We start from the raw sequence: 22436 nt of genomic DNA, 5'->3' as shown, positions 1-22436 counted from the left end.
GGGTTACTGTTATGGCTAAACAATCAATGAAAGCACGTGAAGCTAAGCGTGCGAAGCTAGTTGCTAAATTCGCTGAAAAGCGTTCAGCACTTAAAGCTCTAATCAGCGATGTAAACGCATCTGAAGAAGATCGTTGGAACGCAGTACTTAAACTGCAAGCTCTTCCACGTGATTCAAGTGCATCACGTCAGCGCAACCGTTGTAACCAAACTGGTCGTCCACACGGTTACCTACGTAAGTTCGGTCTAAGCCGTATCAAAGTTCGTGAAGCTTGCATGAAAGGCGAGATTCCTGGACTTCGTAAGGCTAGCTGGTAATTGCCACTTAATCATTTGGAGTAAATCTTATGAGCATGCAAGATCCGATTTCGGATATGCTGACCCGCGTTCGTAACGGTCAGGCAGCAAACAAAGTTGCTGTTAAAATGCCTTCTTCAAAGCTTAAAGTTGCAATTGCTGCACTACTAAAAGCTGAAGGTTACATCACTGACTTCGCTGTAGAAGGCGAAGCAAAACCTGAGCTAGAAGTTACTCTTAAGTACTTCCAAGCTAAACCTGTAATCGAGCAAATCAAGCGCGTATCACGCCCTGGTCTACGAGTTTATAAAAATAAAGACTCGCTACCAACAGTGATGGGTGGTCTTGGTATTGCAGTTGTTTCTACTTCCAAGGGTCTTATGACTGACCGTGCTGCTCGCAAAGCAGGTCTTGGCGGTGAAATCATCTGTTACGTAGCTTAATAAGGAGTAGATTATGTCTCGTGTTGCTAAAGCACCTGTCGCTATTCCAGCTGGCGTAGAGGTGAAACTAAACGGCCAAGAAATCACTGTAAAAGGTGGTAAAGGTGAGCTTACTCGCGTTCTTAACGACGCCGTAGTTATCGCACAGGAAGAAAACAACCTAACTTTCGGTCCGAAAGAAGGTGTTGCTAACGCATGGGCACAAGCTGGTACAGCTCGCGCTCTAGTTAACAACATGGTTGTGGGTGTTACTGAGGGCTTCACTAAGAAGCTAACTCTAAAGGGTGTTGGTTACCGTGCTGCTATGAAAGGCAACTCTGTAGCTCTAACTCTTGGTTTTTCTCACCCAGTAGAGCACGCTCTACCTGAAGGTATTAAAGCTGAGTGCCCTAGCCAAACTGAGATCGTTGTAACTGGTTGTGACAAGCAACTAGTTGGTCAAGTTGCGGCTGACATTCGTTCTTACCGTGAACCTGAGCCATACAAAGGCAAAGGTGTACGTTACGCAGATGAAAATGTGCGTACTAAAGAAGCTAAGAAGAAGTAAGGTATCACTATGGATAAGAAAGCATCTCGCATCCGTCGTGCTACACGTGCACGTCGTAAGATTGCAGAACTTCGCGTTGAGCGTCTAGTAGTACACCGTACTCCTCGTCACGTATACGCACAAGTTATCGCGGCAAACGGCTCTGAGGTTATCGCAGCTGCTTCTACTGTAGAAAAAGCGATCCGTGAGCAAGTTAAGAACACTGGTAACATCGATGCAGCTAAAGCAGTAGGTAAAGCTGTTGCTGAGCGCGCTCTTGAAAAAGGCGTAACTGCTGTTGCATTTGATCGTTCTGGTTTCCAATACCACGGTCGAGTAGCGGCGCTAGCAGATTCTGCTCGCGAAGCTGGTCTGAAATTCTAAGGTAGGGTTGGAAGATGGCTAAAGAACAACAACAAGCTAATGATTTGCAAGAAAAGCTGATCGCAGTTAACCGTGTTTCTAAGACGGTTAAAGGTGGTCGAATCATGAGCTTCACTGCACTAACAGTAGTTGGTGACGGTAACGGTCGTGTAGGTTTCGGTTACGGCAAAGCTCGTGAAGTACCTGCAGCGATCCAAAAAGCAATGGAAAAAGCGCGTCGTAACATGGTTACTGTTGCGCTGAACGAAGGCACACTTCACCACCCGGTGAAAGGTCGTCATTCGGGCTCTAAAGTTTACATGCAGCCAGCTGCAGAAGGTACAGGTGTAATTGCCGGTGGTGCAATGCGTGCTGTACTTGAAGTTGCAGGTGTACACAACGTACTTTCTAAAGCATACGGTTCTACGAACCCAATCAACATCGTTCGTGCAACGATTGGTGCTCTAGTAGACGTTAAGTCACCAGAAATGGTTGCTGCTAAACGTGGTCTAACTGTTGAATCTATTTCGGAGTAAGCACACGATGGCAACTATTAAAGTAACTCAAACTAAAAGCTCAATTGGTCGCCTACCTAAGCACAAAGCGTGTCTTAAAGGTCTAGGCCTTCGTCGCATCAACCATACAGTAGAACTTGAAGATACTCCGTGCGTACGCGGTATGATCAACAAGGTTTACTACATGGTTAAGATTGAGGAGTAATCAGAATGCGTTTGAATACTCTATCACCGGCTGCTGGCTCTAAACCTTCTAAGAAGCGTGTAGGTCGTGGTATCGGTTCTGGCCTTGGTAAAACAGGTGGCCGTGGTCACAAAGGTCAAAAATCACGCTCTGGCGGTTCAGTTCGTCCAGGTTTCGAAGGCGGTCAAATGCCTCTGAAACAGCGTCTACCAAAATTCGGTTTCACTTCTCGTAAGAGCCTAGTGTCTGCTGAAGTTCGTCTAGCTGAGCTAGTGAAAGTAACTGGTGACGTAGTTGATCTGAACAGCCTAAAAGCTGCTAACGTTATCACTAAGAACATCGAATTCGTTAAGATCGTTCTTTCTGGTGAACTTAGCAAAGCTGTGACTGTTAAAGGTCTACGCGTGACTAAAGGCGCTAAAGCTGCAATCGAAGCTGCAGGCGGTAAAATCGAGGAATAATCTCGAGGAACGAGGTACAGATGGCTAAGAAACCAGGACAAGATTTTCGTAGTGCTCAGAGCGGCTTAAGTGAACTAAAGTCGCGCTTATTATTCGTAATTGGTGCACTTTTAGTATTCCGAGCAGGCTCTTTTGTGCCGATCCCTGGTATTGACGCTGCTGTACTTGCCGATTTGTTCGAACAGCAAAAAGGTACCATCGTTGAAATGTTTAACATGTTCTCCGGTGGTGCTCTTGAGCGTGCATCTATATTAGCATTGGGTATCATGCCGTATATTTCGGCATCGATCGTAGTCCAATTGTTAACTGTAGTTCATCCAGCGTTAGCGGAACTCAAGAAAGAGGGTGAAGCAGGCCGTCGTAAGATCAGCCAATATACACGCTACGGCACGCTTGTACTTGCAACATTCCAAGCTATTGGTATTGCAACGGGCTTACCAAACATGGTCGATAATCTGGTTGTTATCAACCAAACCATGTTTACGCTTATTGCTACCGTGAGTTTAGTAACTGGTACCATGTTCTTAATGTGGTTAGGTGAACAAATCACTGAGCGAGGAATCGGTAATGGTATTTCCATTCTGATTTTTGCAGGTATTGTTGCTGGATTGCCTTCTGCAATCGGTCAAACAATCGAGCAAGCGCGTCAAGGTGAATTGCATGTGCTTCTTCTGCTGTTAATTGCTGTACTGTCTTTTGCTGTAATTTACTTCGTTGTTTTCATGGAACGTGGTCAACGCCGAATCGTCGTTAACTACGCTAAGCGTCAACAAGGTCGTAAAGTATTTGCAGCACAAAGCTCGCACCTACCGTTGAAAATCAACATGGCAGGTGTAATTCCAGCAATCTTTGCATCGAGCATTATCTTGTTCCCAGGAACATTGGCTCAGTGGTTTGGTCAGAATGGTGAGAGCAGCGCGTTCGGTTGGTTAACTGACGTGTCATTGGCTCTTAGCCCAGGTCAACCTCTGTATGTAATGCTATATGCTGCAGCTATAATCTTCTTCTGTTTCTTCTATACAGCGTTGGTGTTTAACCCACGTGAAACAGCTGATAACTTGAAGAAGTCTGGTGCATTCGTACCCGGTATCCGCCCAGGTGAGCAGACAGCGAAGTATATCGATAAAGTGATGACAAGATTGACCCTAGCGGGCGCTCTATACATTACCTTTATCTGTCTGATTCCTGAATTCATGATGGTCGCGTGGAACGTACGTTTCTACTTCGGCGGTACATCACTACTAATCGTAGTTGTTGTTATCATGGATTTCATGGCACAGGTACAGACTCATCTGATGTCTCAACAGTATGATTCTGTGTTAAAGAAAGCGAATCTGAAAGGTTACGGCCGTTAATTCGGCGGTAACGTTCAGTTCCATTTACGGAGTTTAGCAATGAAAGTTCGTGCTTCCGTTAAAAAAATCTGCCGTAACTGTAAAGTTATCAAGCGTAACGGTGTCGTTCGCGTGATTTGCAGTGAGCCAAAGCATAAGCAACGCCAAGGCTAATTAGCAGAAATTTTTACTTGAAATACAAGGTAGAGTCGAGTATATTTCTCGGCCTACCTTTTGCGTGCAAAAGAAGTAGTATGCCGCAGCGTATCCATAACGGGCTTTGCTGCGGATAATTCTTTTATGAAACATTGGAGTGAATAATGGCCCGTATAGCAGGCATTAACATTCCTGATCACAAGCATTCTGTGATTGCACTTACTGCAATCTACGGTATCGGTAAAACTCGTTCTCAAGCTATCCTAGCTGAAGTGGGTATTGCTGAAGATGCTAAGATCAGTGAACTAACTGAAGAGCAGATCGATCAACTGCGTGATGGTGTAGCTAAGTACACTGTAGAAGGTGATCTACGTCGTGAAGTATCGATGAACATCAAGCGTCTTATGGACCTTGGCTGTTACCGCGGTCTTCGTCATCGTCGCAGTCTACCACTACGTGGACAGCGTACTAAAACCAACGCTCGCACCCGTAAGGGTCCGCGCAAGCCGATCAAGAAATAATCGGATAAGGTAGAGTACAATGGCAAAACAACCAACTCGCGCTCGTAAGCGCGTACGCAAGCAAGTAGCTGATGGCGTAGCGCACATCCATGCTTCTTTCAACAACACAATCGTAACTATCACTGACCGTCAAGGCAACGCTCTTGCATGGGCTACAGCAGGTGGTTCAGGTTTCCGTGGTTCTCGTAAATCTACTCCGTTCGCAGCACAAGTTGCAGCTGAGCGTTGTGGTGAAATGGCTAAAGAATATGGCCTAAAGAACTTGGAAGTTATGGTTAAGGGTCCAGGTCCAGGTCGTGAATCTACTGTTCGCGCACTGAACGCTGCTGGTTTCCGTATCACAAACATTGTTGATGCGACTCCAATCCCTCATAACGGTTGTCGTCCACCTAAGAAACGTCGCGTTTAATTCGTTTCTAGGATAATTGGAGAAAGATCATGGCAAGATATTTGGGTCCTAAGCTGAAGCTTAGCCGTCGTGAAGGCACTGACTTATTCCTTAAGTCTGGTGTTCGCGCGATCGATACCAAGTGTAAAATTGATAACGCACCAGGTGTACACGGCGCTCGTCGCGGTCGTCTATCTGAGTATGGCGTTCAGCTTCGTGAGAAGCAAAAAGTTCGTCGTATCTACGGCGTTCTAGAAAAACAATTCCGTAACTACTACAAAGAAGCTGCACGTCTTAAAGGCAACACAGGTGAAAACCTACTTCAGCTTCTTGAAGGTCGTCTTGATAACGTAGTTTACCGCATGGGCTTTGGTGCAACTCGCGCTGAATCTCGTCAACTAGTTAGCCACAAAGCTATCCTAGTTAACGGTAAAGTTGTAAACGTTCCTTCTTTCAAAGTAGCGGCTAATGACGTTGTTTCTATCCGCGAGAAAGCTAAACAGCAATCTCGTATCAAAGCGGCTCTAGAAGTTGCTGAACAACGTGAAAAACCAACTTGGATTGAAGTAGATGCTGGCAAAATGGAAGGTACATTCAAGCGTATGCCTGAGCGTTCTGACCTATCAGCTGACATCAACGAACACTTGATCGTCGAACTTTACTCTAAGTAAGGTTAAAAAAAGAGAGGACACAATGCAGGGTTCTGTAACAGAATTTCTTAAGCCGCGTCTTGTTGACATTGAACAGATCAATACGACACACGCAAAAGTAACTCTTGAGCCATTAGAGCGCGGTTTCGGCCACACTCTAGGTAATGCTCTTCGCCGCATTCTTCTATCTTCTATGCCGGGTTGTGCCGTAACAGAAGTTGAAATTGAAGGTGTGCTACACGAATACAGCACTAAAGAAGGCGTTCAGGAAGATATCCTTGAAATCCTTCTAAACCTAAAAGGTTTGGCTGTACGCGTTGCTGAAGGCAAAGATGAAGTGTTTATTACACTGAACAAATCAGGCTCAGGCCCTGTTGTTGCAGGTGACATCACCCACGATGGTGATGTAGAGATCGCTAACCCTGAGCACGTAATTTGTCACCTAACGGATGACAACGCTGAGATCGCTATGCGTATCAAAGTAGAACGTGGTCGTGGTTACGTTCCAGCTTCAGCTCGTATCCATACTGAAGAAGATGAGCGTCCAATTGGTCGTCTACTAGTTGACGCTACTTACAGCCCGGTTGATAAAATCGCTTACGCTGTAGAAGCGGCACGTGTAGAGCAACGTACTGACTTAGACAAGCTTGTTATCGATATGGAAACGAACGGTACTCTAGAACCTGAGGAAGCAATCCGTCGCGCAGCTACTATCCTAGCTGAACAACTGGATGCGTTCGTAGATCTACGTGATGTACGTGTACCTGAGGAGAAGGAAGAGAAGCCAGAATTCGATCCTATCCTACTACGTCCTGTAGACGATCTTGAACTAACAGTTCGCTCTGCTAACTGTTTGAAAGCAGAAGCGATTCACTACATCGGTGATCTTGTACAGCGCACTGAGGTTGAGCTACTTAAAACGCCAAACCTTGGTAAGAAATCTCTTACAGAGATTAAAGATGTGCTTGCTTCACGTGGTCTATCTCTAGGCATGCGTCTAGAAAACTGGCCACCAGCGTCAATCGCTGAAGATTAATCGAAAAAGTTAGAAGGATTAGGTCATGCGCCATCGTAAGAGTGGTCGTCAACTCAACCGCAACAGCAGTCATCGCAAAGCGATGTTCAGCAACATGGCTAGCTCTCTTGTTCGTCACGAAGTTATCAAAACTACCGTGCCAAAAGCAAAAGAACTACGTCGCGTAATTGAGCCGTTGATTACCCTAGCTAAGACAGACAGTGTTGCTAACCGTCGTCTTGCATTCGCACGCACTCGTGATAACGAAGTTGTTGCAAAACTATTTAATGAACTAGGCCCGCGTTTCGCGGCTCGCCAAGGTGGTTACACTCGCATTCTTAAATGTGGTTTCCGTACTGGTGATAAAGCTCCAATGGCATACATTGAGCTTGTAGACCGCCCAGCTGCTGAAGAAGCTGCTGAGTAATCTATACTAGATTGTTAATACAAAAAGCCGAGCCTAGCTCGGCTTTTTTGTATCTGTTACTTTTCAATCTTGCATCATGATACTTGGCATTTTCCCTCGCCTTCATAACGCTCCTTTCCCAAAATATCTCGTATCTCGTATCTCGTATCTCGTATCTCGTATCTCGTATCTCGTATCTCGTATCTCGTATCTCGTATCTCGTATCTCAATTTCTAACACCCACAAAAAAGAGCACCGAAGTGCCCCTAATTCAAACCATCTAAAGTTGCGTATGTTTGGAGGATTAGCCCCAAATCGCTGACAATGAGTCAAGCAAACCAGAGGTTGCACCTTGAGATTGAAGTGCTTGCAAGATGATTGGTGCAAAGGTCGTGATCATTGAAGAATCCATACCCAGACCAGAGAATGCACTTTCCACAGCACCCTGTGAATTTAGGATAGAAGTAAGGCCGGTGGATTCGAGAGTTGACATACCTGGGATCAGTGACGATAGCTCTTTGTTATCAGCACTACCTAGAGAGTTTTGTGCCAGCGCTAACATAGAACCAATACCACCTAATGCCTGGTCGCTAGTCACTGATGCTTGCTCAGCGACTGTATCAGCCAGCGGGGTCGATTCATTCTGTTGCGACCATAAGTTAACCGCAGCCATTAAAGCTGTTTGAGTCAGTTGAGAGTAGTCAGTAGTTGCGGCAGCGCTTGTTGAAGCTTGGTCGGAGGTGCTTGCGCAAGAGGCAACAGCCAATGCGCTGAATACAGTGATGAGTGCTTTCTTCATTATTCTTCCTTAAGTAATAAAGTAATCGTCACTTTCACTATAAACGAAAAACGGCGATGTTGTTACATCGCCGTTGGATTAATTTAACTTTAGTTCGCGCTTAGTAGATTGTTTACCAAGGCTTTTAAAATTAAAGGATAGCTAGAAGTTCTACTTCGAATACTAGAGCTGCAAATGGAGGGATAGCAGCACCTGCGCCACGCTCACCGTATGCAAGATCTTGTGGGATGTATAGTTTCCACTTAGAACCTACAGGCATCATTTGTAGAGCTTGAACCCAACCTTGGATAACACCAGTTACTGGGAACTCAGCTGGTTGACCGCGAGATACAGAGCTGTCGAATACAGTACCGTCTGTTAGCTCACCGTGGTAGTGAACGCGAACTTGCTTGTCAGCAGTTGGGATTTCACCAGTACCTTCAGTGATTACTTCGTACTGTAGGCCAGACTCAAGAACAGTTACTTCTGGACGTAGAGCGTTGTCAGTTAGGAACGCTTCGCCGTCAGCTGCTGCTGCTTTAGCTGCTTCTTGACGGATTGCTTCAGCACGAGTGTGAAGCTCTTGAAGTGCTTTATTGATTTCGTCAACTTCGATAGCTGGCATGTCGCCAGTTAGTGCAGTTGCGATACCCGCAGCGATTGCGTCAACGTTTAGGCCTTCAAGACCAGAACCAGCTAGTTGTTGGCCCATTTGTAGACCGATACCGTAGCTAGCTTTTTGCTCTACAGTTTCAAATTTTACTTCAGACATGAAAGTTACTCTTTTTGTGTCAGTACGAAAAAGGTAAGAATACCAGTATTAACAGCTCGAAGAAACGGCTACACCCTGATTCGCTCTAGCTTTCATGCACTCAAATCACAATGGCACTATTTTTATTGCATTGCTCCCGTAATGAAGGAAAAATCTATACTGTTCAAGTTTTGGTTTTTATACTGTAGTTAATCAATAGTTAGGGCGCAGTAGTATGAATCGTCGTCATAAGAAGAAACAACAAGTAGATTATTTGCAGCTGTGCAAAGATAAATTCAGTGCTATCGAATTTGGTGACGCCAAAGATAAGATTCGTGGCCTATGGCAGCGCTTGCCTAAATTACATCAACGCGCCTTGATGGTGCTTACGCCTGTCGTGTTATTGCTACTCATCATTCCTTTTCCAAAGGCGGGCACTACGCAAAGCGCACCTACACCCAGCCGCGTTGAGCTTGAGATCAATACTGTTGGTTTGAGCGAGCAGCAGAGTGAGCAACAGCAGTCTCTTAAATCAAGCCACTGGAAAGAGTACTTGGTACAGCAAGGCGATACTTTGGCGCAGGTATTTCGTAATAACCAACTGCCATTGTCTGACCTTAATGCTCTTGTACGCATCGAGGGCGACGATAAACCGCTCAGCCAGATACGAAAGGGGCAGCTAGTTCGATTCAAGCTAGCAGAGAACGGTCAGTTGGATATTCTTCAGCTTGAGAAAGGCGGGAGTTCGGTGATGTTCTTCCGTTTATCTGACGGTGGCTTTGGCCGCAGCAAATAAATAACGATAGAGACACAAAGGAGTGATTATCTCGCTCCTTTTTTTATGCGTGGAATCGGAGCCAGAGGTAACACAATCAGCAGGATACCGATAAAGGTCAGGATATCCGGGATTTCGTTAAACCAAGTCATCCCGATGAGTGCTACAAAGACGAGGCCCGAGTACTCAGCCAGTGCAATCTGACTAGAGTGTGCTTTTTGGTACGCTGAAACAGCCAATCCATTGTAAGCCAAAATTAGGGTCGCGCTTAAGGCGATATAACCAAGGTGCACCCAAGATACTGGTGACCAGAAGAGTACACACAGTACTAGCGAGACGGGGAGTGAGAACAGGGTTGTCCACCAAAGTGTTGTTACTACCGATTGCTCACTTGGGAGTTTGCGAACCAAGACATTGAATAGCGCTAGGGTACATGCCGTACCAAGCGCAAATACCGCCGCCCAATGAAATTGTGATGGTCTGAGTACGATTAGTGCACCGATAAAACCGATAGTGGTGGCGATGACTTTACCCAGAGCAGGGCGTTCGCCTAGTAGCAGTATCGATAGTGGCAGCATCAGTAGCGGCGCCACGTAGAACACCGCGTTAGCCGTTGCTAGTGGTAAGTGGGTAATCGCTACCACCATGCAGCCGCTACCGATGAGTATCAGTTGGCCGCGAGCAAAGGTGATCTTTGCCTGTTTGAGTTGGCGTTGTACTGTGCTTTGTTTTAACCACAATGGCGTAATTAAAAGCAGTGACAATAGTTGGCGAAAGAAGATGTATTGCAGTGGCGGCACTTCACCATTGAGCAGTTTCACCGCCACGTCAGAGAGCGAGGCAAAAAAGTTGCCCGCAACAAGCAGTAAGATTCCAAGCGTGATGTTGGACATCAGCCCTGCAATCTCATGTCGATATGTGGAATATCGTCCTCAAGGTACATCTCTGAGATCGTCACAAAGCCGTGACTTTGATAAAAGGCTTCTAAGTGTTGTTGAGCACCAATATCAATGGTGCTATCTGGCCACAACTCACGACTGTGTTTGATAGCTTCAGTTAATAGCTTGTGACCTAAACCGGCACCTCTAGCTTCGGCTTTGGTGGCAATTCTACCAATACTGACGTTGTCATAAGTGGTGCCCGCAGGCAGTAGACGAGCACAAGCGACCAGTTGACCGTCTTCATATCCCAAAAGATGACGCACACCAGGTTGGGTGTCTTTACCATCAAGCTCTGGATACGGGCAGGTTTGCTCGACAACAAACACATCGACTCGCAGTTTCAGCAGTTCATAAAGCTCAATTGTGGTTAATTCGGCAAAGGTTGGGGTCGACCAAGTGATCATAATAACTTCCTATAACTGTACTTGGCGCTAATCTAACAAGGACAATGATGCTGTGCATTAACCATTGTTAATTCTGCTTTTGATTCTGCTTAGGCTGATCGCTGTAATACCAAGGTAGGCCGCGATTTGATTATCGTTCAAGCGCTGCAGCAAATCAGGGTAATGTTCACAGAACAGTTGGTAGCGCTGCTCTGGCGTGTAGAGCAGCATGAAACGCTCTTTGTTCTCTTTGTGCATCAGTTGAGTTTCGAGCAGCTTGAGGTACAGAGGATTATTGGTCTCGCGCCACTCTGTTAGGGCTTGCATTGGCAGTTCAAACAGTGAGATAGGAGTCAGCGTTTCCAGTAGGTATGGGGAAGGTTGTTGTTTTATCAAGCTCTCAAAGCCTATCACCCAGTCATGTTCCCAGTAGAACTCTTTGCTGAACTGCTTACCTTCTTCAGTTAGGTAGCACGCGTGGCATAACCCTTCAACGATGAAGTAAAACGAATCAGGCATCTCTCCTTGATTCGTGAGAATGTGCCGTGTTGGTAACTCGAGCGGTTTTGCAATCTCAAGAAGAGATTCTATCTGGGATGGGGTAAAGCCAAAGCTTTCTAATTGTTCTGTTAGTGCGTGGTGCATGGTCACTACCTAAGCCATTTTGATGCGAAGATAATCGCACTTTCTATGGCCTAGGTATAGCGCTAGCTTAGGTCGAGTTAATGGGTTTGTGAGTGATTATGACGATCTAAGTAATCTTGAGCCTGTTCTCTGCCCATGTATTTACCCAGAGTCTTCACTGGGACCTTCTTAAGGTTAACGACAATCAAACCATCCAAGGCGTCGTTAAAAGATGGGTCAACGTTAAAGCAGACCAGCTTACCATTCATTCCTAGGTATTGGCGAAGCAATACAGGCAAGCCTTTTCCTTGTTCCATGCGCGCCAGTACTTTAGACAGTAGCGGTACACTCGCCAGAGAAGAGAGCAGATGGTTTTGCCAGAACACATGATTGCTGCTGTTCAGAGGTGATGATGGTGAAACTAGGTTAGCCTTCTCTTCATCGTAATGGTGAATCGACAAGGTCGTGGCGATCAGCAGTCGTGCGTTATGACTGTAATCATTACTGATGCTGACAGGACCAAAGAGGTGCGTATATTGTGGATTGCGAGATACAAAGGTTGCGATACCTTTCCATAGCAGCAACAGTGAGTTAAGGCTCTTCTGATATGGCTTACTCACTACTGAACGCCCAAGTTCAACGCTGTTTTCTAGGGTATCGATGAACTCTTGATTGTAGTTGAACAAACTGCGGGAGTAGAGCTTATCAAGCCCATGCTCTGCGATCAGTTTATCAACCATGCCCAAGCGATAGGCCCCAACAAGCTCCGACTTCGCTTTGTTCCATACAAACAGTTGATGATAATAAAGGTCATACTCATCCAAATCACAGGCAAGCCCGCTGCCTTCGCCTACTTCGCGAAAGCTCTCTTCTCTGACTCGGCCAATTTCACGCATCAGGTTTGGAATAGATTGGCTTGGTGTACAGTAGACCTCAAACTCTCCTTGCTCAAGAAGCTTCATCTCAGCAGGGAGTGAGCCCACCTCTATCGCCAATACTTCGGGTGGCATCGGCGCTATAACCTGAGTGTCAAAAGAAGGTGCTTGGGTTGTATTCTCTGCCCTCTCTTGTTGACTCATTAGGTAGGTGTTGAGTCTTAGATAGTTGACGATATCCATCTCTTGCTCAAACGATTTTATCTCTGAATAAGGGATCGAAGCGCCAATTGAGATCGAGATAGTTGTCGCTTGCTTATTAAGAAGCTCACGGCCAAGTAGAGCGGTTCTTAATAGTGGATGCACACGACCGGCTTGGTAGAAAAGCTCGCTGTTTTTACCATTGATGAAGATAGGCACGGTTGTCGCTTGATGGCGCTTAACAAATTTAGCCACCGACTTGCTCCATTCAATATCGGTGAGTGTTTTAGCCCCTTTGCGATAACTGGACACTTCGCCTGCAGGGAACACAATCAGTAACCCACCATCAGATAGGTGACGATTGGCATCTCTAATCGCCTTGGCATTAGTACGCTTTGACTCTTTACCATTGAAGACATCGACACCAATGAAAAGATCATCCAATTCAGGCAGTCGCTTAAGCAGCTCGTTAGCCAGCACTTTTACATCCTTCCTTACCGATCCTACGAGATCAGCAAGGATCACCCCTTCAATCGCACCAAGTGGGTGGTTCGCGACAATCACGACCGGACCTTCTTTTGGGATGTTTTCCGTGCTTCCCGATGCAATGGAGTAGTCGATGTTGAGCGCCGAAAGGGTGTAATTCATGAACTCAAAGCTAGATAACTCGTTTTGTCTTTCTTGATAGAGTCGGTCGAGCTTAGATAGCCCAGTTGCCCACTCGACAACAGACTCACCCAGACCAAAAGGCGTGTAACGTGGTAAACGAAAAGGACTATCAATCATAATGTAGCTACCTTATTGACTAAAGTTGTATAAGAAACCATCTTGATTCTTGAAATCTTTCAAACTCAAAAACGCACCGCATAGCCACACTAGGCATGCCATACCAAACAGCAATCCACCGTCATCTCCGACAATTTCTCCCGCAGCATTAAATTCAGGCATTGGAATACCTAACGGGGTAAACAAGTGGAAGAAAATCGCACCACTCATGATGCCGACACTCATAATCGCGCCAAGTCCGTGCCAACGTGTAAACAGCAAAATTGCGGCAATCAATTCAGCGATACCGATGATGTAGCCGCCATAGGTACCAAACCAACTTAAGCCAGACCATGTCGCTAACGTGCCGAAGATGTGGTCTGTCTCGTAAGAGCCGGTAAACTTAAAAAATAACGACTGCACGAAGACGAAAGCGATAAATGCAGCAGGAAGATGTTTAGCAGGGCTGAATGTCATGGTTATCCCCTTATTTGATCAGCTGCGGCCAAGCTTTATCGGCTTGTTGAATGTGTTGTGCACGGTCTTGCTCCCAAGTCTCTTGAATCTCTTGGTCGTAGTTAAGGTAAAGTTTGTCATCAACTATGGTCCAATACTGTGGATCGCCAGGTGCAAAGTCGTTTTTGGCAGAGACGGCCCATGCGCAATAACCACCATACTGAGGTGCATACTTTTCAGGATTATTAACAAATAAAGTCAGATTCTTTTCAGAAGAGAAGTACCAATCCGCGCCTTTGTATTCAGTGCTGAATTTCTTGCTGCCTTCAACGGGCTTACCGGAAGTGAAATAAGCGACCGTATCGTAGCCATCGAGTGCTTTATTACTGAAAAAGCCGGTATAGATTTCATCGGCGGCAAATACATAAGGGCTAACAAGTAGCATGATCATCGTGAGTAGTTTTCTCATAATAGACTCCATCTATAAGTTGATTGCTGGGGCAAAATCGAAGGTAAAGCGTTGCTGATTTATCTGTTCTGGTTTTATCGGCTCACAGGGAGCGCCCGGTGCATAGAACATTGAAGCTTGGCCATGTCGATTACGTAAATGGGTGAAGCTGACTGTGTGAGCATCTGAGCGATGCATACAGGTACCTAAATGGGGTTGTTCACTGTGATGATGAGAGTGAAACATCAGCAAGTTTTGCTGGTTTTTACCCGTAGAGATAAGTTGGTCGTATTTTGCTTGTCGGTGGGCTTGTACTCTTGCCAAATCGACTCCCGATGAGAATAGTGGTGAATCAGTTTCAACAATATTTTGCTGAACTCCATCCCACTTATAAGCGACGACCACGCCGTTGTGTTGCGTCAAATTGGGAGCGAAAGCCAGTAGAGTAAATGGTGCAAAAGAGCTTAGCTCTAAACGATAAAATGCCTCGGTGAGCTGTGCGATATTTCGGCTTAACGACATATTCTTGAGCAGTAAGCCACGGCTAATCAATGGACCATCTGGCACAATGCCTTGGTAGTTATTAAGTAGGCACAGTGAAAGACCGAACTCGTTGATGCTGATCCAGCTTCCTCCACCAGTAGGATCGAGCGGCATGATCATATCGACACCATTCACTTGATACTGTTTAGGCGGCATCGCTAACGCTCGTGTTTTCTGTTCATCACGATTAAAAAAGACCTGATAGCCATTTTCTTCAAGCAGCCAAGATACTGAACACATGATTATTGCTTCCTCAGGTAGCTGCTGGTGGTTGGCGCATAGCCAAAGGTGTTGCAGGTCTCGACATCGAGAAAAGTGGTGATCACCTTGATCATGGCGTAGTGATGATTGGCGTGCAGCGCTGCAAAAGTGATCTCTCGCTCGAGTGTCGATGGCAGATTTGCGAATACCTGAGCATCCATTGAGACCTCGGTTTGGATCGTAATCGGTGCTTGGAGATCATCATGGTCTAATCGCTCTAGCCAGTTGATCACATATTGGATCTCTTTTAAGGCAATCGAACGATCGAACTCGACTGGATGACCACGACGACGGGTGTTGTAATCAATGATCGCGTTCTCTTTTAAAATCAGAGCATGAAAAAGATCGAGTGTGTGACGAGTGTGCTCACCAATCGAACTAGAGACGTGCGGCTTGGCACGCGTTAGGTAGTCACTATCGGAAATGGCTAACAAAAAGTCTCGACCTTGATTCAATATTTCAACGGCTCCTTGAATACTAGGAGACACAGAAGTGAAGGCGTTAGGTTGGGCTATCGGGTTCATTCATGATCCTCGTATAGAGTTAATCGGTGGTCGGATATTGTTGAACTAAGCGTCGCTCTTCTTGCCACGCCGCAAATAAACTTTTAAATGAAGGCGGCTTGTGGCCTCGCTGTTTCTGCTGAGCACCGATATCAAAAAGAATGCGATATTGTTGGAGTAGCGTAGAAAATATCTCTCTTAGTGGGGTGTTTCGATCCCAGATATGTGCCGCTTCACTGCTCGCGCCATTGACCTCAAGAATCGTAAAATCTTCGCCCTGCATCAGGCTATGTATGTCTCTGAACTTGACGTCCAATCGTCCGTAGTGGAAGCCATCGAAGTCGTTAAATATCTCATCGAGACGCTCAGTTAGCGCTTTGGTGATGTATTGATTGCCGTCTCTAAAAATAGAGCCACGGCTATGACTGCCTGCGAACGCCAGTTGAAACTCTTCACCCTCTGCAAGCACATGCTCCAACTTATCTTGATGTCTTGGCAGATAAAGGTGACTAAGCTGTCCGGCTCTTGGATCGTTTTCAATTAACTGCTTGAGTGTAGAGGTGCCATCACCCGTCACCATAGGTGCGTACTTGAGAGTGATTGAGATGATCTCACCTTGACGACGGTTTGGATAACGGACGTAAAAAAGCCCAGCTTCCGCTTGATAAGGCGCTTTTTCCTGCAGTAGAAAACGAGCACCTTGAGGAAAGGATGATATGTATTCTTCGAGTTGATCTTGGGTGTTGATCAGCTTCACGCCAGCACCTCGACAGCCAAGATCTGGTTTAGCAACGACGGGGAAATTAAGGCTTGATTGGATCAAAATACGACGAGCATCCTCGGTTTGTACTTTGGTACTGAGATCGGTTTTGGTCAGTGTGATAAAAGGCGAGATCCAGCGCTGACTGGATGATCCAGCAAGGCTCAAGATATCGTGTTTTGACTCTCCCACCATGCCACTAAGCTTAATGCTTGGATTAGCAATGAGCGGCAGCGCCCAGTCAAAATGCCGTAAGCCTTGCATCAAGCTCTGTGCTACCACTGGCGTGTAGAAAAACCAAGCAGGGAGAAACTCATAGGGAGACACGCTACGCACGGTATCTTTTTCGAGTAAAGGCATACCAGCATTGATTTGATGTGCTGGAATGACGTGAATATCTTGCGGTGAACTCATGATAATCCTCTAGAGTAGGTTTTATTCATTAACCGATTGCTGATAAACAACAATGCGATAGCACACGGGATAACGATCCATTGATATTCAGAGGTTTGCAGCCACGCTGACGTCCCTAAATAGTAGATGGTCGAGAAGACAATGCCAGTCCAGAGCGCAGTCGCACTAATCACGGCGAATAAGAAAGTAGGAAGAGGGATGACGAAAAAACCGCTCAAGGTAAAACCAACTGTGCGCAACCCTGGAACAAAGCGGATGATAAAAAGACTACTGAATGCGTTGTGGCGTAGTTTGGTCCTAAGTGTACGAAAGTATCGATTGGTCAGCGCTTTATAACGAACACCTCTAAAGTAACGCCCTGACTTACCGAGGTAGTAAAGCCCTAAGTCACCGGTTGCGATACCGATGAAAATGGCAAGTAGAGCATATTGTGGTGGAATGAGACCTTGAGTCGCTAACCCTGCCGCAGACACAATCGCTAAATCTTCAAGCAGATAAGAGAGCGCAATAATGCCGAGCATTAGCCATAGCAGCGACTCTTCTCCTGAATTTAACCATGTTTGAATGCTTTCGACGGTGCCCATCAAATGTCCCTATCTATCCTATAGATGAATGGCTTATCGACCACTCATTGAGTGTAGTAAATGAAATAGACACGGGCAGTGGATAAAAACTTGCAGTGAGTTGTGGGATTTTTGTGCTTACTGCGCGCGCTAGAGCGTTGAAATGGGGTAGGGGATTGTGAATTTATGGGGTGAGGGACTTGCTTGAAATTAAACGCTATTGATGATTAAGGTACAGAAAAATAAAGACTTTTACAGGGACGATTTACCAATATGAAAAAAGGCTGAATCGTTAAATTCAGCCTTTTGAAACATTAACTAAAGATTATTGAAAAATCTTATTTAGTTAGGTCGATTTGGTAAACACCGAAGCCAACATCATCAGTCGCAACGCGTTTCATTGGGTATTGACCCTTTTCTTTGATGAACTGTGCTGCTTTCTTACTTGGCGATGTTTCAAAACGGATGTCTAGCTTCTTGCTCGTTTCGATAGGAGCGAAAGACCAGTTGTTGTCCGCTGCTGGGCTAACTTTACCTTGCTCTTTGCTCACGCGAGAGATGTAGTTTGCTAGAACAGTACGGTTTTCGTCTGGTGCATCAAAAGCGATGTACTCAACACCTGTGCCCGGGAACTTCGCGCTGTATGCACGGTAGTTGTTGGTTGCAATCAAGAAATCTTGTTCCATATCAATTGGCTGACCTTGGTAAGTCAGGCCTACGATACGCTCAGATTCTGGGTTAACCACTTTACAGTTCGCGTCGTATTTCGCAGGTTGTGTCACATCGATTTGGTAGTTCACACCATCGATAACATCAAAGTTGTAAGTACGGAAGTTATCCCACTCGATCAATGATTGTGGAGCCGTAGAGTTAGCGTCGATTTGGTTGAACTGACCTGCAGAACACTCTAGCCACTCTTTCACTTCTTTACCTTTTACCTTCATCGCAACAAGCGTGTTAGGGTATAGGTATAGATCTGCTGCGTTACGGAAAGTCAGTTGACCAGCTTCTACTTCAGTGAAGTTTGCTGGGTCATTCTTACGACCGCCCGCTTTAAATGGTGCCGCTGCAGAAAGTACCGGTGTACCGTCTAGATCTGGGTCGCCTTGAATAAAGCGCTCAACGTAATCTTTCTGTGCAAGGTTAACGATTTGAACCGTAGGATCGTCTTGTACCAGTGATAGGAAGCTGTACATCACGTCATCAGCTTGGCCAATTGGTTGGTTTACAAAGTCACGAGTACCCGCGTGATCTTTTTCTAGTGCCGTTACGATGCCTTCATCAGCTGCAGCCAGTGATTTCTTCTCTACTTTGTCGTAGATAGGACGCGCTTCAGATTGACCTTTTACTACTTCCCATTTGCCGTCTTTCTGTGCCAACGTTAGGTCCATAATACCTACGTGGCTACCCCAACGACCTGGCATAACCGCAGCAACACCGTTCATTGTGCCCGCTTGGTTATCAACACCTTGGATGTTGTCAAAACCTTTGCCTGGGAATACTGCGTGAGAGTGACCAAATGCAATCGCATCGATGCCTTCTACTTCAGATAGGTAAAGCGTTGAGTTCTCTTCGCCTGCTTTGTATGGGTCTTGAGAAACGCCAGAGTGAGGGATCGCAACGATAACTTCTGCGCCTTCAGCCTTCATTTGAGGAACCAGTTCATTCGCCGTCTCTAGGATGTCGCGAGCGATAACTTTGCCTTCAAGGTTCTTCTTATCCCAAGTCATGATTTGTGGTGGAACAAAACCGATGTAACCCACTTTTACTTCATGTTCTACGCCTGCAGTATCTGCAAATTTGTGCGTTTTGATAATGTATGGTGTGAAGTAGTGCTCTTTCGTTTCCGCGTCGTAAACGTTAGCGCTGATGTATGGGAAATCCGCGTCGTTGATTGACTCTTCTAGGAACTCAAGGCCGTAGTTGAATTCGTGGTTACCGATGTTTGCTGCATCGTAATCTAGCTGGTTCATTGCTTTGTATGCAGGGTGAACTTCACCTGCAACGATGCCTTTGTCTGCCATGTAGTCACCCATAGGGCTACCTTGCAGCAAGTCACCGTTATCAACAAGAATGCTGTTTGTTACTTCGCTTTGAGCTTCTTTTACAAGAGTTGCAGTACGCGCTAAACCGATCTTTTGCGATGGCTTGTCTTTGTAGTAGTCGTAATCCATTAAGTTAGTATGAATGTCAGTCGTTTCTACGACGCGCAGCTTGATTACTTCATCTGTGTCTGGGGTTGTTGTACAGCCAGCTAGAGTAAGACCTAGTCCAGCCAATACCGCTAGCGATAAAGGTTTCATTGCAACTTTCATTATGGAGCTCCAAGATTGGATGGGGAAGAATTTGTTGCGTAATGTAACAAAGTGGGATGAAACAATGAGTACAACATGTGTTAATTCGTGACATGGATCTTATTACTTTATGCTGTTCTGCCACCCTTATCCCAAACCGCTCAAACCATACACAACAAGCGTTTATTAAAGGTAGTCCATTCATTTTTATAGGGAATAAATGTTACAACTATTCCTTATCAGCTTTTCGAATAAAAAATGAAATTTTAGAATTTCCAGTAATATGAGAGGCTCGTCATAATGCTTTCATTGAGGGCGCATTGGGCTTAAATGCATCGCAAAGAATTTGTGTTGTTATCCAATACGCCAATTCACATCACGGTGAATGAGTTAACTCCCATGCTTGGTTGAACCAAGTATTGCATCGCTCGTGATACGAGCCTTAAAGGAAGCACTGAAATGGACCAAGAACGTTTAACCCACCTAAAACAGCTTGAAGCGGAGAGTATACATATTATCCGTGAAGTAGCGGCTGAGTTTGATAACCCAGTGATGATGTACTCCATCGGTAAAGACTCTTCTGTGATGCTTCACCTAGCTCGCAAAGCGTTTTATCCGGGCAAAATCCCTTTCCCTCTTCTACACGTGGATACCGATTGGAAATTCCGTGAAATGATTGAGTTTCGTGATCGCACTGCTGAGAAGTACGGCTTCGATCTTTTGGTTCACAAGAACCCTGAAGGTTTAGCAATGGGTTGTAGCCCGTTTGTACACGGCTCATCAAAGCATACCGATATCATGAAGACTCAGGGTTTGAAGCAGGCGTTAAACAAGTACGGTTTTGATGCTGCCTTTGGTGGTGCTCGTCGTGACGAAGAGAAGTCGCGTGCGAAGGAGCGTGTTTACTCTTTCCGTGACAAGAACCATACATGGGATCCAAAAAACCAACGTCCAGAGCTATGGAAAACCTACAACGGTCAGGTAAACAAAGGCGAGAGCATTCGTGTATTCCCGCTTTCAAACTGGACTGAACTGGATATCTGGCAATACATCTACCTAGAAAATATCGAGATTGTACCGCTTTACCTTTCAGAGAAGCGTCCAGTTGTTGAGCGTGATGGCATGCTGATTATGGTTGATGACGACCGCATGGAGCTGCAAGAAGGTGAGGTGATTGAAGAGAAGAGTGTGCGTTTCCGTACTCTCGGTTGCTACCCACTGACAGGGGCAATTGAATCTGAAGCTAATACATTAACAGGCATCATTGAAGAGATGCTGGTGGCGACATCCAGTGAGCGTCAAGGGCGAGCGATCGACCACGACCAATCAGGCTCAATGGAACTGAAAAAGCGTCAAGGTTATTTCTAAGGATCTAAGGAAAGAAAAATGAATAGTGCAGTAGAAGCTGAATTGGCTGAACTTGGGATCGAAGGTTACCTAAGTCAGCACCAACATAAATCGATGCTTAGATTCCTAACCTGTGGTTCGGTTGATGATGGTAAGAGCACTTTGATCGGTCGCTTGCTCCATGACACCCAGCAGATCTATGAAGATCAACTAGCAGCGGTTCATAACGATAGCCAACGTGTAGGTACAACAGGTGAGAAGCCAGACTTAGCGCTACTTGTTGATGGCCTGCAAGCTGAGCGTGAGCAAGGCATCACCATTGATGTGGCGTACCGTTACTTCTCGACTCAAAAACGTAAGTTCATTATTGCTGATACTCCGGGGCATGAGCAGTACACGCGTAACATGGCAACCGGTGCCTCGACTTGTGATCTTGCGGTGATCTTGATTGATGCGCGTAAAGGCGTACTCGATCAAACTCGTCGTCACTCGTTCATCTCTAACCTACTGGGTTTGAAGCACTTTGTGGTTGCGGTTAACAAAATGGATCTCGTGGAATATTCACAAGATCGCTTTGAAGAGATTCGCGATGAATACTTAGAGTTTGCGGAAAATCTAGAGGGTGAAACTAACATTCAGATCCTACCGGTTTCAGCGCTAGAAGGTGCCAACGTTGCAGCGGCGAGTAAAGAGCTGGCTTGGTTTGAAGGTCCATCGTTACTTGAAGTGCTTGAGAACGTTGATATCGATCAGAAACGCTCAGCAGGCGAGTTCCGCTTCCCTGTTCAATACGTGAACCGTCCAAACCTAGATTTCCGCGGTTTTGCCGGCACGATTGCTTCTGGCAGCGTAAAAGTCGGTGATGAAATCAAGGCACTTCCTTCAGGTAAAACCTCGAAAGTGGCACGCATTGTTACTTTTGATGGCGATCTAGAGTCGGCGCAGGCAGGTCTTGCTGTGACTTTGACGCTTGAAGACGAAATCGACATCAGTCGTGGTGACTTGATTGTGCTTGGGAATGCTGAAGTCGCATCTACCAATCACATTCTGGCGGACGTGGTATGGATGACGGAGCAAGCTCTGCAACCGGGTCGTGAGTACGATATCAAAATCGCTGGCAAGAAGACTGTAGGTCAAGTGACGGCTGTTCGTCATCAATATGACATCAACAATCTTGCGACTCATGAAGCATCAGAGCTGCCTCTCAATGGTATCGGTCTGTGTGAGTGGTCACTGAACGAGACCGTGGCACTGGATAAATACCGTGATAGTGCGGATACCGGTGGCTTTATCGTGATTGACCGCCTAACCAACGTCACTGTTGGTGCAGGTCTAATCCGTGAACGTTTAGATTCTGTTGAGCAAAAAGTCGGTGACTTCTCAGCGTTTGAAATCGAGTTCAATGCTCTGGTTCGTAAGCACTTCCCACACTGGGATGCCAAAGATATCAGTCAATTACTTAAGTAATCATACCAATCACAGTAAATAAATGATCA

At 45.8% G+C, this 22436-nt stretch carries 30 protein-coding genes; 17 read left to right on the top strand and 13 right to left on the bottom strand.

The window, feature by feature from the left end; all coding sequences use genetic code 11:
* The first annotated feature begins 11 nt into the window (after nt 1–11).
* The 14 genes from rpsN (at nt 12) to rplQ (ending at nt 7279) form a co-directional block, all read left to right on the top strand.
* The gene (gene rpsN / locus FIV04_RS13375; protein ID WP_032553328.1) at nt 12–317 is read left to right on the top strand and encodes a 30S ribosomal protein S14; all 306 of its coding nucleotides are present in this window, start codon (nt 12–14) and stop codon (nt 315–317) included.
* Between the two features lie 29 nt (nt 318–346).
* Nucleotides 347–739, top strand: a complete 393-nt coding sequence (rpsH, locus tag FIV04_RS13370; protein WP_032553327.1) for a 30S ribosomal protein S8 — start codon at nt 347–349, stop codon at nt 737–739.
* 13 nt (nt 740–752) lie between these two features.
* Complete coding sequence (rplF, locus tag FIV04_RS13365) at nt 753–1286, top strand: 50S ribosomal protein L6 (RefSeq protein ID WP_032553326.1); 534 nt, start codon at nt 753–755, stop codon at nt 1284–1286.
* A gap of 9 nt (nt 1287–1295) precedes the next feature.
* Nucleotides 1296–1649, top strand: coding sequence for a 50S ribosomal protein L18 (rplR, locus tag FIV04_RS13360; protein ID WP_032553325.1), 354 nt, complete (start codon nt 1296–1298; stop codon nt 1647–1649).
* Between the two features lie 14 nt (nt 1650–1663).
* Nucleotides 1664–2164, top strand: coding sequence for a 30S ribosomal protein S5 (rpsE, locus tag FIV04_RS13355; RefSeq protein WP_004738783.1), 501 nt, complete (start codon nt 1664–1666; stop codon nt 2162–2164).
* A 7-nt stretch (nt 2165–2171) separates the two neighbouring features.
* On the top strand, nt 2172–2348 hold the full coding sequence (gene rpmD / locus FIV04_RS13350) for a 50S ribosomal protein L30 (RefSeq protein ID WP_004736756.1): 177 nt from the start codon (nt 2172–2174) through the stop codon (nt 2346–2348).
* Between the two features lie 5 nt (nt 2349–2353).
* Nucleotides 2354–2788, top strand: coding sequence for a 50S ribosomal protein L15 (gene rplO, locus FIV04_RS13345; protein ID WP_152469366.1), 435 nt, complete (start codon nt 2354–2356; stop codon nt 2786–2788).
* A 20-nt stretch (nt 2789–2808) separates the two neighbouring features.
* Complete coding sequence (gene secY / locus FIV04_RS13340) at nt 2809–4143, top strand: preprotein translocase subunit SecY (protein ID WP_032553323.1); 1335 nt, start codon at nt 2809–2811, stop codon at nt 4141–4143.
* A gap of 39 nt (nt 4144–4182) precedes the next feature.
* Nucleotides 4183–4296, top strand: a complete 114-nt coding sequence (gene rpmJ, locus FIV04_RS13335) for a 50S ribosomal protein L36 (protein ID WP_000868186.1) — start codon at nt 4183–4185, stop codon at nt 4294–4296.
* Nucleotides 4297–4442: 146 nt separating this feature from the next.
* Nucleotides 4443–4799 (top strand): 30S ribosomal protein S13, encoded by a 357-nt coding sequence (gene rpsM, locus FIV04_RS13330; protein WP_004738779.1) that lies wholly within the window; start codon nt 4443–4445, stop codon nt 4797–4799.
* Between the two features lie 19 nt (nt 4800–4818).
* Nucleotides 4819–5208, top strand: a complete 390-nt coding sequence (gene rpsK / locus FIV04_RS13325; protein ID WP_004738778.1) for a 30S ribosomal protein S11 — start codon at nt 4819–4821, stop codon at nt 5206–5208.
* A gap of 29 nt (nt 5209–5237) precedes the next feature.
* Nucleotides 5238–5858: a 30S ribosomal protein S4 gene (rpsD, locus tag FIV04_RS13320; protein ID WP_032553321.1), complete on the top strand. Its 621-nt coding sequence runs from the start codon at nt 5238–5240 to the stop codon at nt 5856–5858.
* A gap of 22 nt (nt 5859–5880) precedes the next feature.
* Nucleotides 5881–6873 carry a DNA-directed RNA polymerase subunit alpha gene (gene rpoA, locus FIV04_RS13315; RefSeq protein ID WP_004729813.1) on the top strand — a complete coding sequence of 331 codons (993 nt, stop codon included), beginning with the start codon at nt 5881–5883 and terminating at the stop codon, nt 6871–6873.
* Between the two features lie 25 nt (nt 6874–6898).
* Complete coding sequence (rplQ, locus tag FIV04_RS13310) at nt 6899–7279, top strand: 50S ribosomal protein L17 (RefSeq protein ID WP_004729812.1); 381 nt, start codon at nt 6899–6901, stop codon at nt 7277–7279.
* Nucleotides 7280–7562: 283 nt separating this feature from the next.
* On the opposite strand, the gene FIV04_RS13305 is transcribed toward rplQ, so the two are convergent.
* Both FIV04_RS13305 and FIV04_RS13300 read right to left on the bottom strand, forming a co-directional pair.
* Nucleotides 7563–8057: a DUF2780 domain-containing protein gene (locus tag FIV04_RS13305; RefSeq protein ID WP_032553320.1), complete on the bottom strand. Its 495-nt coding sequence runs from the start codon at nt 8055–8057 to the stop codon at nt 7563–7565.
* A gap of 130 nt (nt 8058–8187) precedes the next feature.
* The gene (locus tag FIV04_RS13300) at nt 8188–8808 is read right to left on the bottom strand and encodes an FKBP-type peptidyl-prolyl cis-trans isomerase (RefSeq protein WP_032553319.1); all 621 of its coding nucleotides are present in this window, start codon (nt 8806–8808) and stop codon (nt 8188–8190) included.
* A 214-nt stretch (nt 8809–9022) separates the two neighbouring features.
* Here FIV04_RS13300 and FIV04_RS13295 point away from each other — a divergent pair, with 214 nt between their 5' ends.
* A complete protein-coding gene (locus tag FIV04_RS13295; protein WP_152469365.1) occupies nt 9023–9583 on the top strand; it encodes a LysM-like peptidoglycan-binding domain-containing protein in 561 nt (186 codons plus the stop codon).
* Between the two features lie 26 nt (nt 9584–9609).
* On the opposite strand, the gene FIV04_RS13290 is transcribed toward FIV04_RS13295, so the two are convergent.
* The 11 genes from FIV04_RS13290 to FIV04_RS13240 form a co-directional block, all read right to left on the bottom strand.
* Nucleotides 9610–10455, bottom strand: a complete 846-nt coding sequence (locus FIV04_RS13290; RefSeq protein WP_152469364.1) for a DMT family transporter — start codon at nt 10453–10455, stop codon at nt 9610–9612.
* On the bottom strand, nt 10455–10907 hold the full coding sequence (locus FIV04_RS13285) for a GNAT family N-acetyltransferase (RefSeq protein ID WP_032553315.1): 453 nt from the start codon (nt 10905–10907) through the stop codon (nt 10455–10457). Before FIV04_RS13285 ends, FIV04_RS13290 begins: the two co-directional genes overlap by 1 nt.
* Nucleotides 10908–10964: 57 nt before the next feature.
* Nucleotides 10965–11531 carry a Crp/Fnr family transcriptional regulator gene (locus FIV04_RS13280; RefSeq protein ID WP_150869359.1) on the bottom strand — a complete coding sequence of 189 codons (567 nt, stop codon included), beginning with the start codon at nt 11529–11531 and terminating at the stop codon, nt 10965–10967.
* A 77-nt stretch (nt 11532–11608) separates the two neighbouring features.
* Nucleotides 11609–13372: a lysophospholipid acyltransferase family protein gene (locus FIV04_RS13275; protein WP_152469363.1), complete on the bottom strand. Its 1764-nt coding sequence runs from the start codon at nt 13370–13372 to the stop codon at nt 11609–11611.
* Nucleotides 13373–13384: 12 nt separating this feature from the next.
* Nucleotides 13385–13828 carry a hypothetical protein gene (locus FIV04_RS13270; protein WP_152469362.1) on the bottom strand — a complete coding sequence of 148 codons (444 nt, stop codon included), beginning with the start codon at nt 13826–13828 and terminating at the stop codon, nt 13385–13387.
* 10 nt (nt 13829–13838) lie between these two features.
* A complete protein-coding gene (locus FIV04_RS13265) occupies nt 13839–14276 on the bottom strand; it encodes a YHS domain-containing (seleno)protein (RefSeq protein ID WP_152469361.1) in 438 nt (145 codons plus the stop codon).
* A 12-nt stretch (nt 14277–14288) separates the two neighbouring features.
* Nucleotides 14289–15038, bottom strand: coding sequence for an NRDE family protein (locus FIV04_RS13260; RefSeq protein WP_152469360.1), 750 nt, complete (start codon nt 15036–15038; stop codon nt 14289–14291).
* A gap of 2 nt (nt 15039–15040) precedes the next feature.
* Entirely contained in the window at nt 15041–15583 is a 543-nt protein-coding gene (locus FIV04_RS13255) for a DinB family protein (RefSeq protein WP_152469359.1), read from the bottom strand.
* Nucleotides 15584–15602: 19 nt separating this feature from the next.
* Nucleotides 15603–16736, bottom strand: a complete 1134-nt coding sequence (locus tag FIV04_RS13250) for an ATP-grasp domain-containing protein (RefSeq protein ID WP_152469358.1) — start codon at nt 16734–16736, stop codon at nt 15603–15605.
* Nucleotides 16733–17320, bottom strand: a complete 588-nt coding sequence (locus tag FIV04_RS13245; protein WP_152469357.1) for a DedA family protein — start codon at nt 17318–17320, stop codon at nt 16733–16735. Before FIV04_RS13245 ends, FIV04_RS13250 begins: the two co-directional genes overlap by 4 nt.
* A 317-nt stretch (nt 17321–17637) precedes the next feature.
* On the bottom strand, nt 17638–19614 hold the full coding sequence (locus FIV04_RS13240) for a bifunctional 2',3'-cyclic-nucleotide 2'-phosphodiesterase/3'-nucleotidase (protein WP_152469356.1): 1977 nt from the start codon (nt 19612–19614) through the stop codon (nt 17638–17640).
* A 438-nt stretch (nt 19615–20052) separates the two neighbouring features.
* On the opposite strand from FIV04_RS13240, the gene cysD reads away from it, so the two are divergent.
* Both cysD and cysN read left to right on the top strand, forming a co-directional pair.
* Nucleotides 20053–20961 carry a sulfate adenylyltransferase subunit CysD gene (gene cysD, locus FIV04_RS13235; RefSeq protein ID WP_032553303.1) on the top strand — a complete coding sequence of 303 codons (909 nt, stop codon included), beginning with the start codon at nt 20053–20055 and terminating at the stop codon, nt 20959–20961.
* A gap of 18 nt (nt 20962–20979) precedes the next feature.
* On the top strand, nt 20980–22407 hold the full coding sequence (cysN, locus tag FIV04_RS13230) for a sulfate adenylyltransferase subunit CysN (protein WP_152469355.1): 1428 nt from the start codon (nt 20980–20982) through the stop codon (nt 22405–22407).
* Nucleotides 22408–22436: the final 29 nt, after the last annotated feature.

Origin of the sequence: Vibrio sp. THAF190c (assembly GCF_009363355.1) — a bacterium.
Taxonomy (GTDB): Bacteria; Pseudomonadota; Gammaproteobacteria; order Enterobacterales; family Vibrionaceae; genus Vibrio; species Vibrio fortis_A.
The sequence above is the reverse complement of the archived record's forward strand: the minus strand, read 5'-3'. Positions and strand labels throughout refer to the sequence as shown.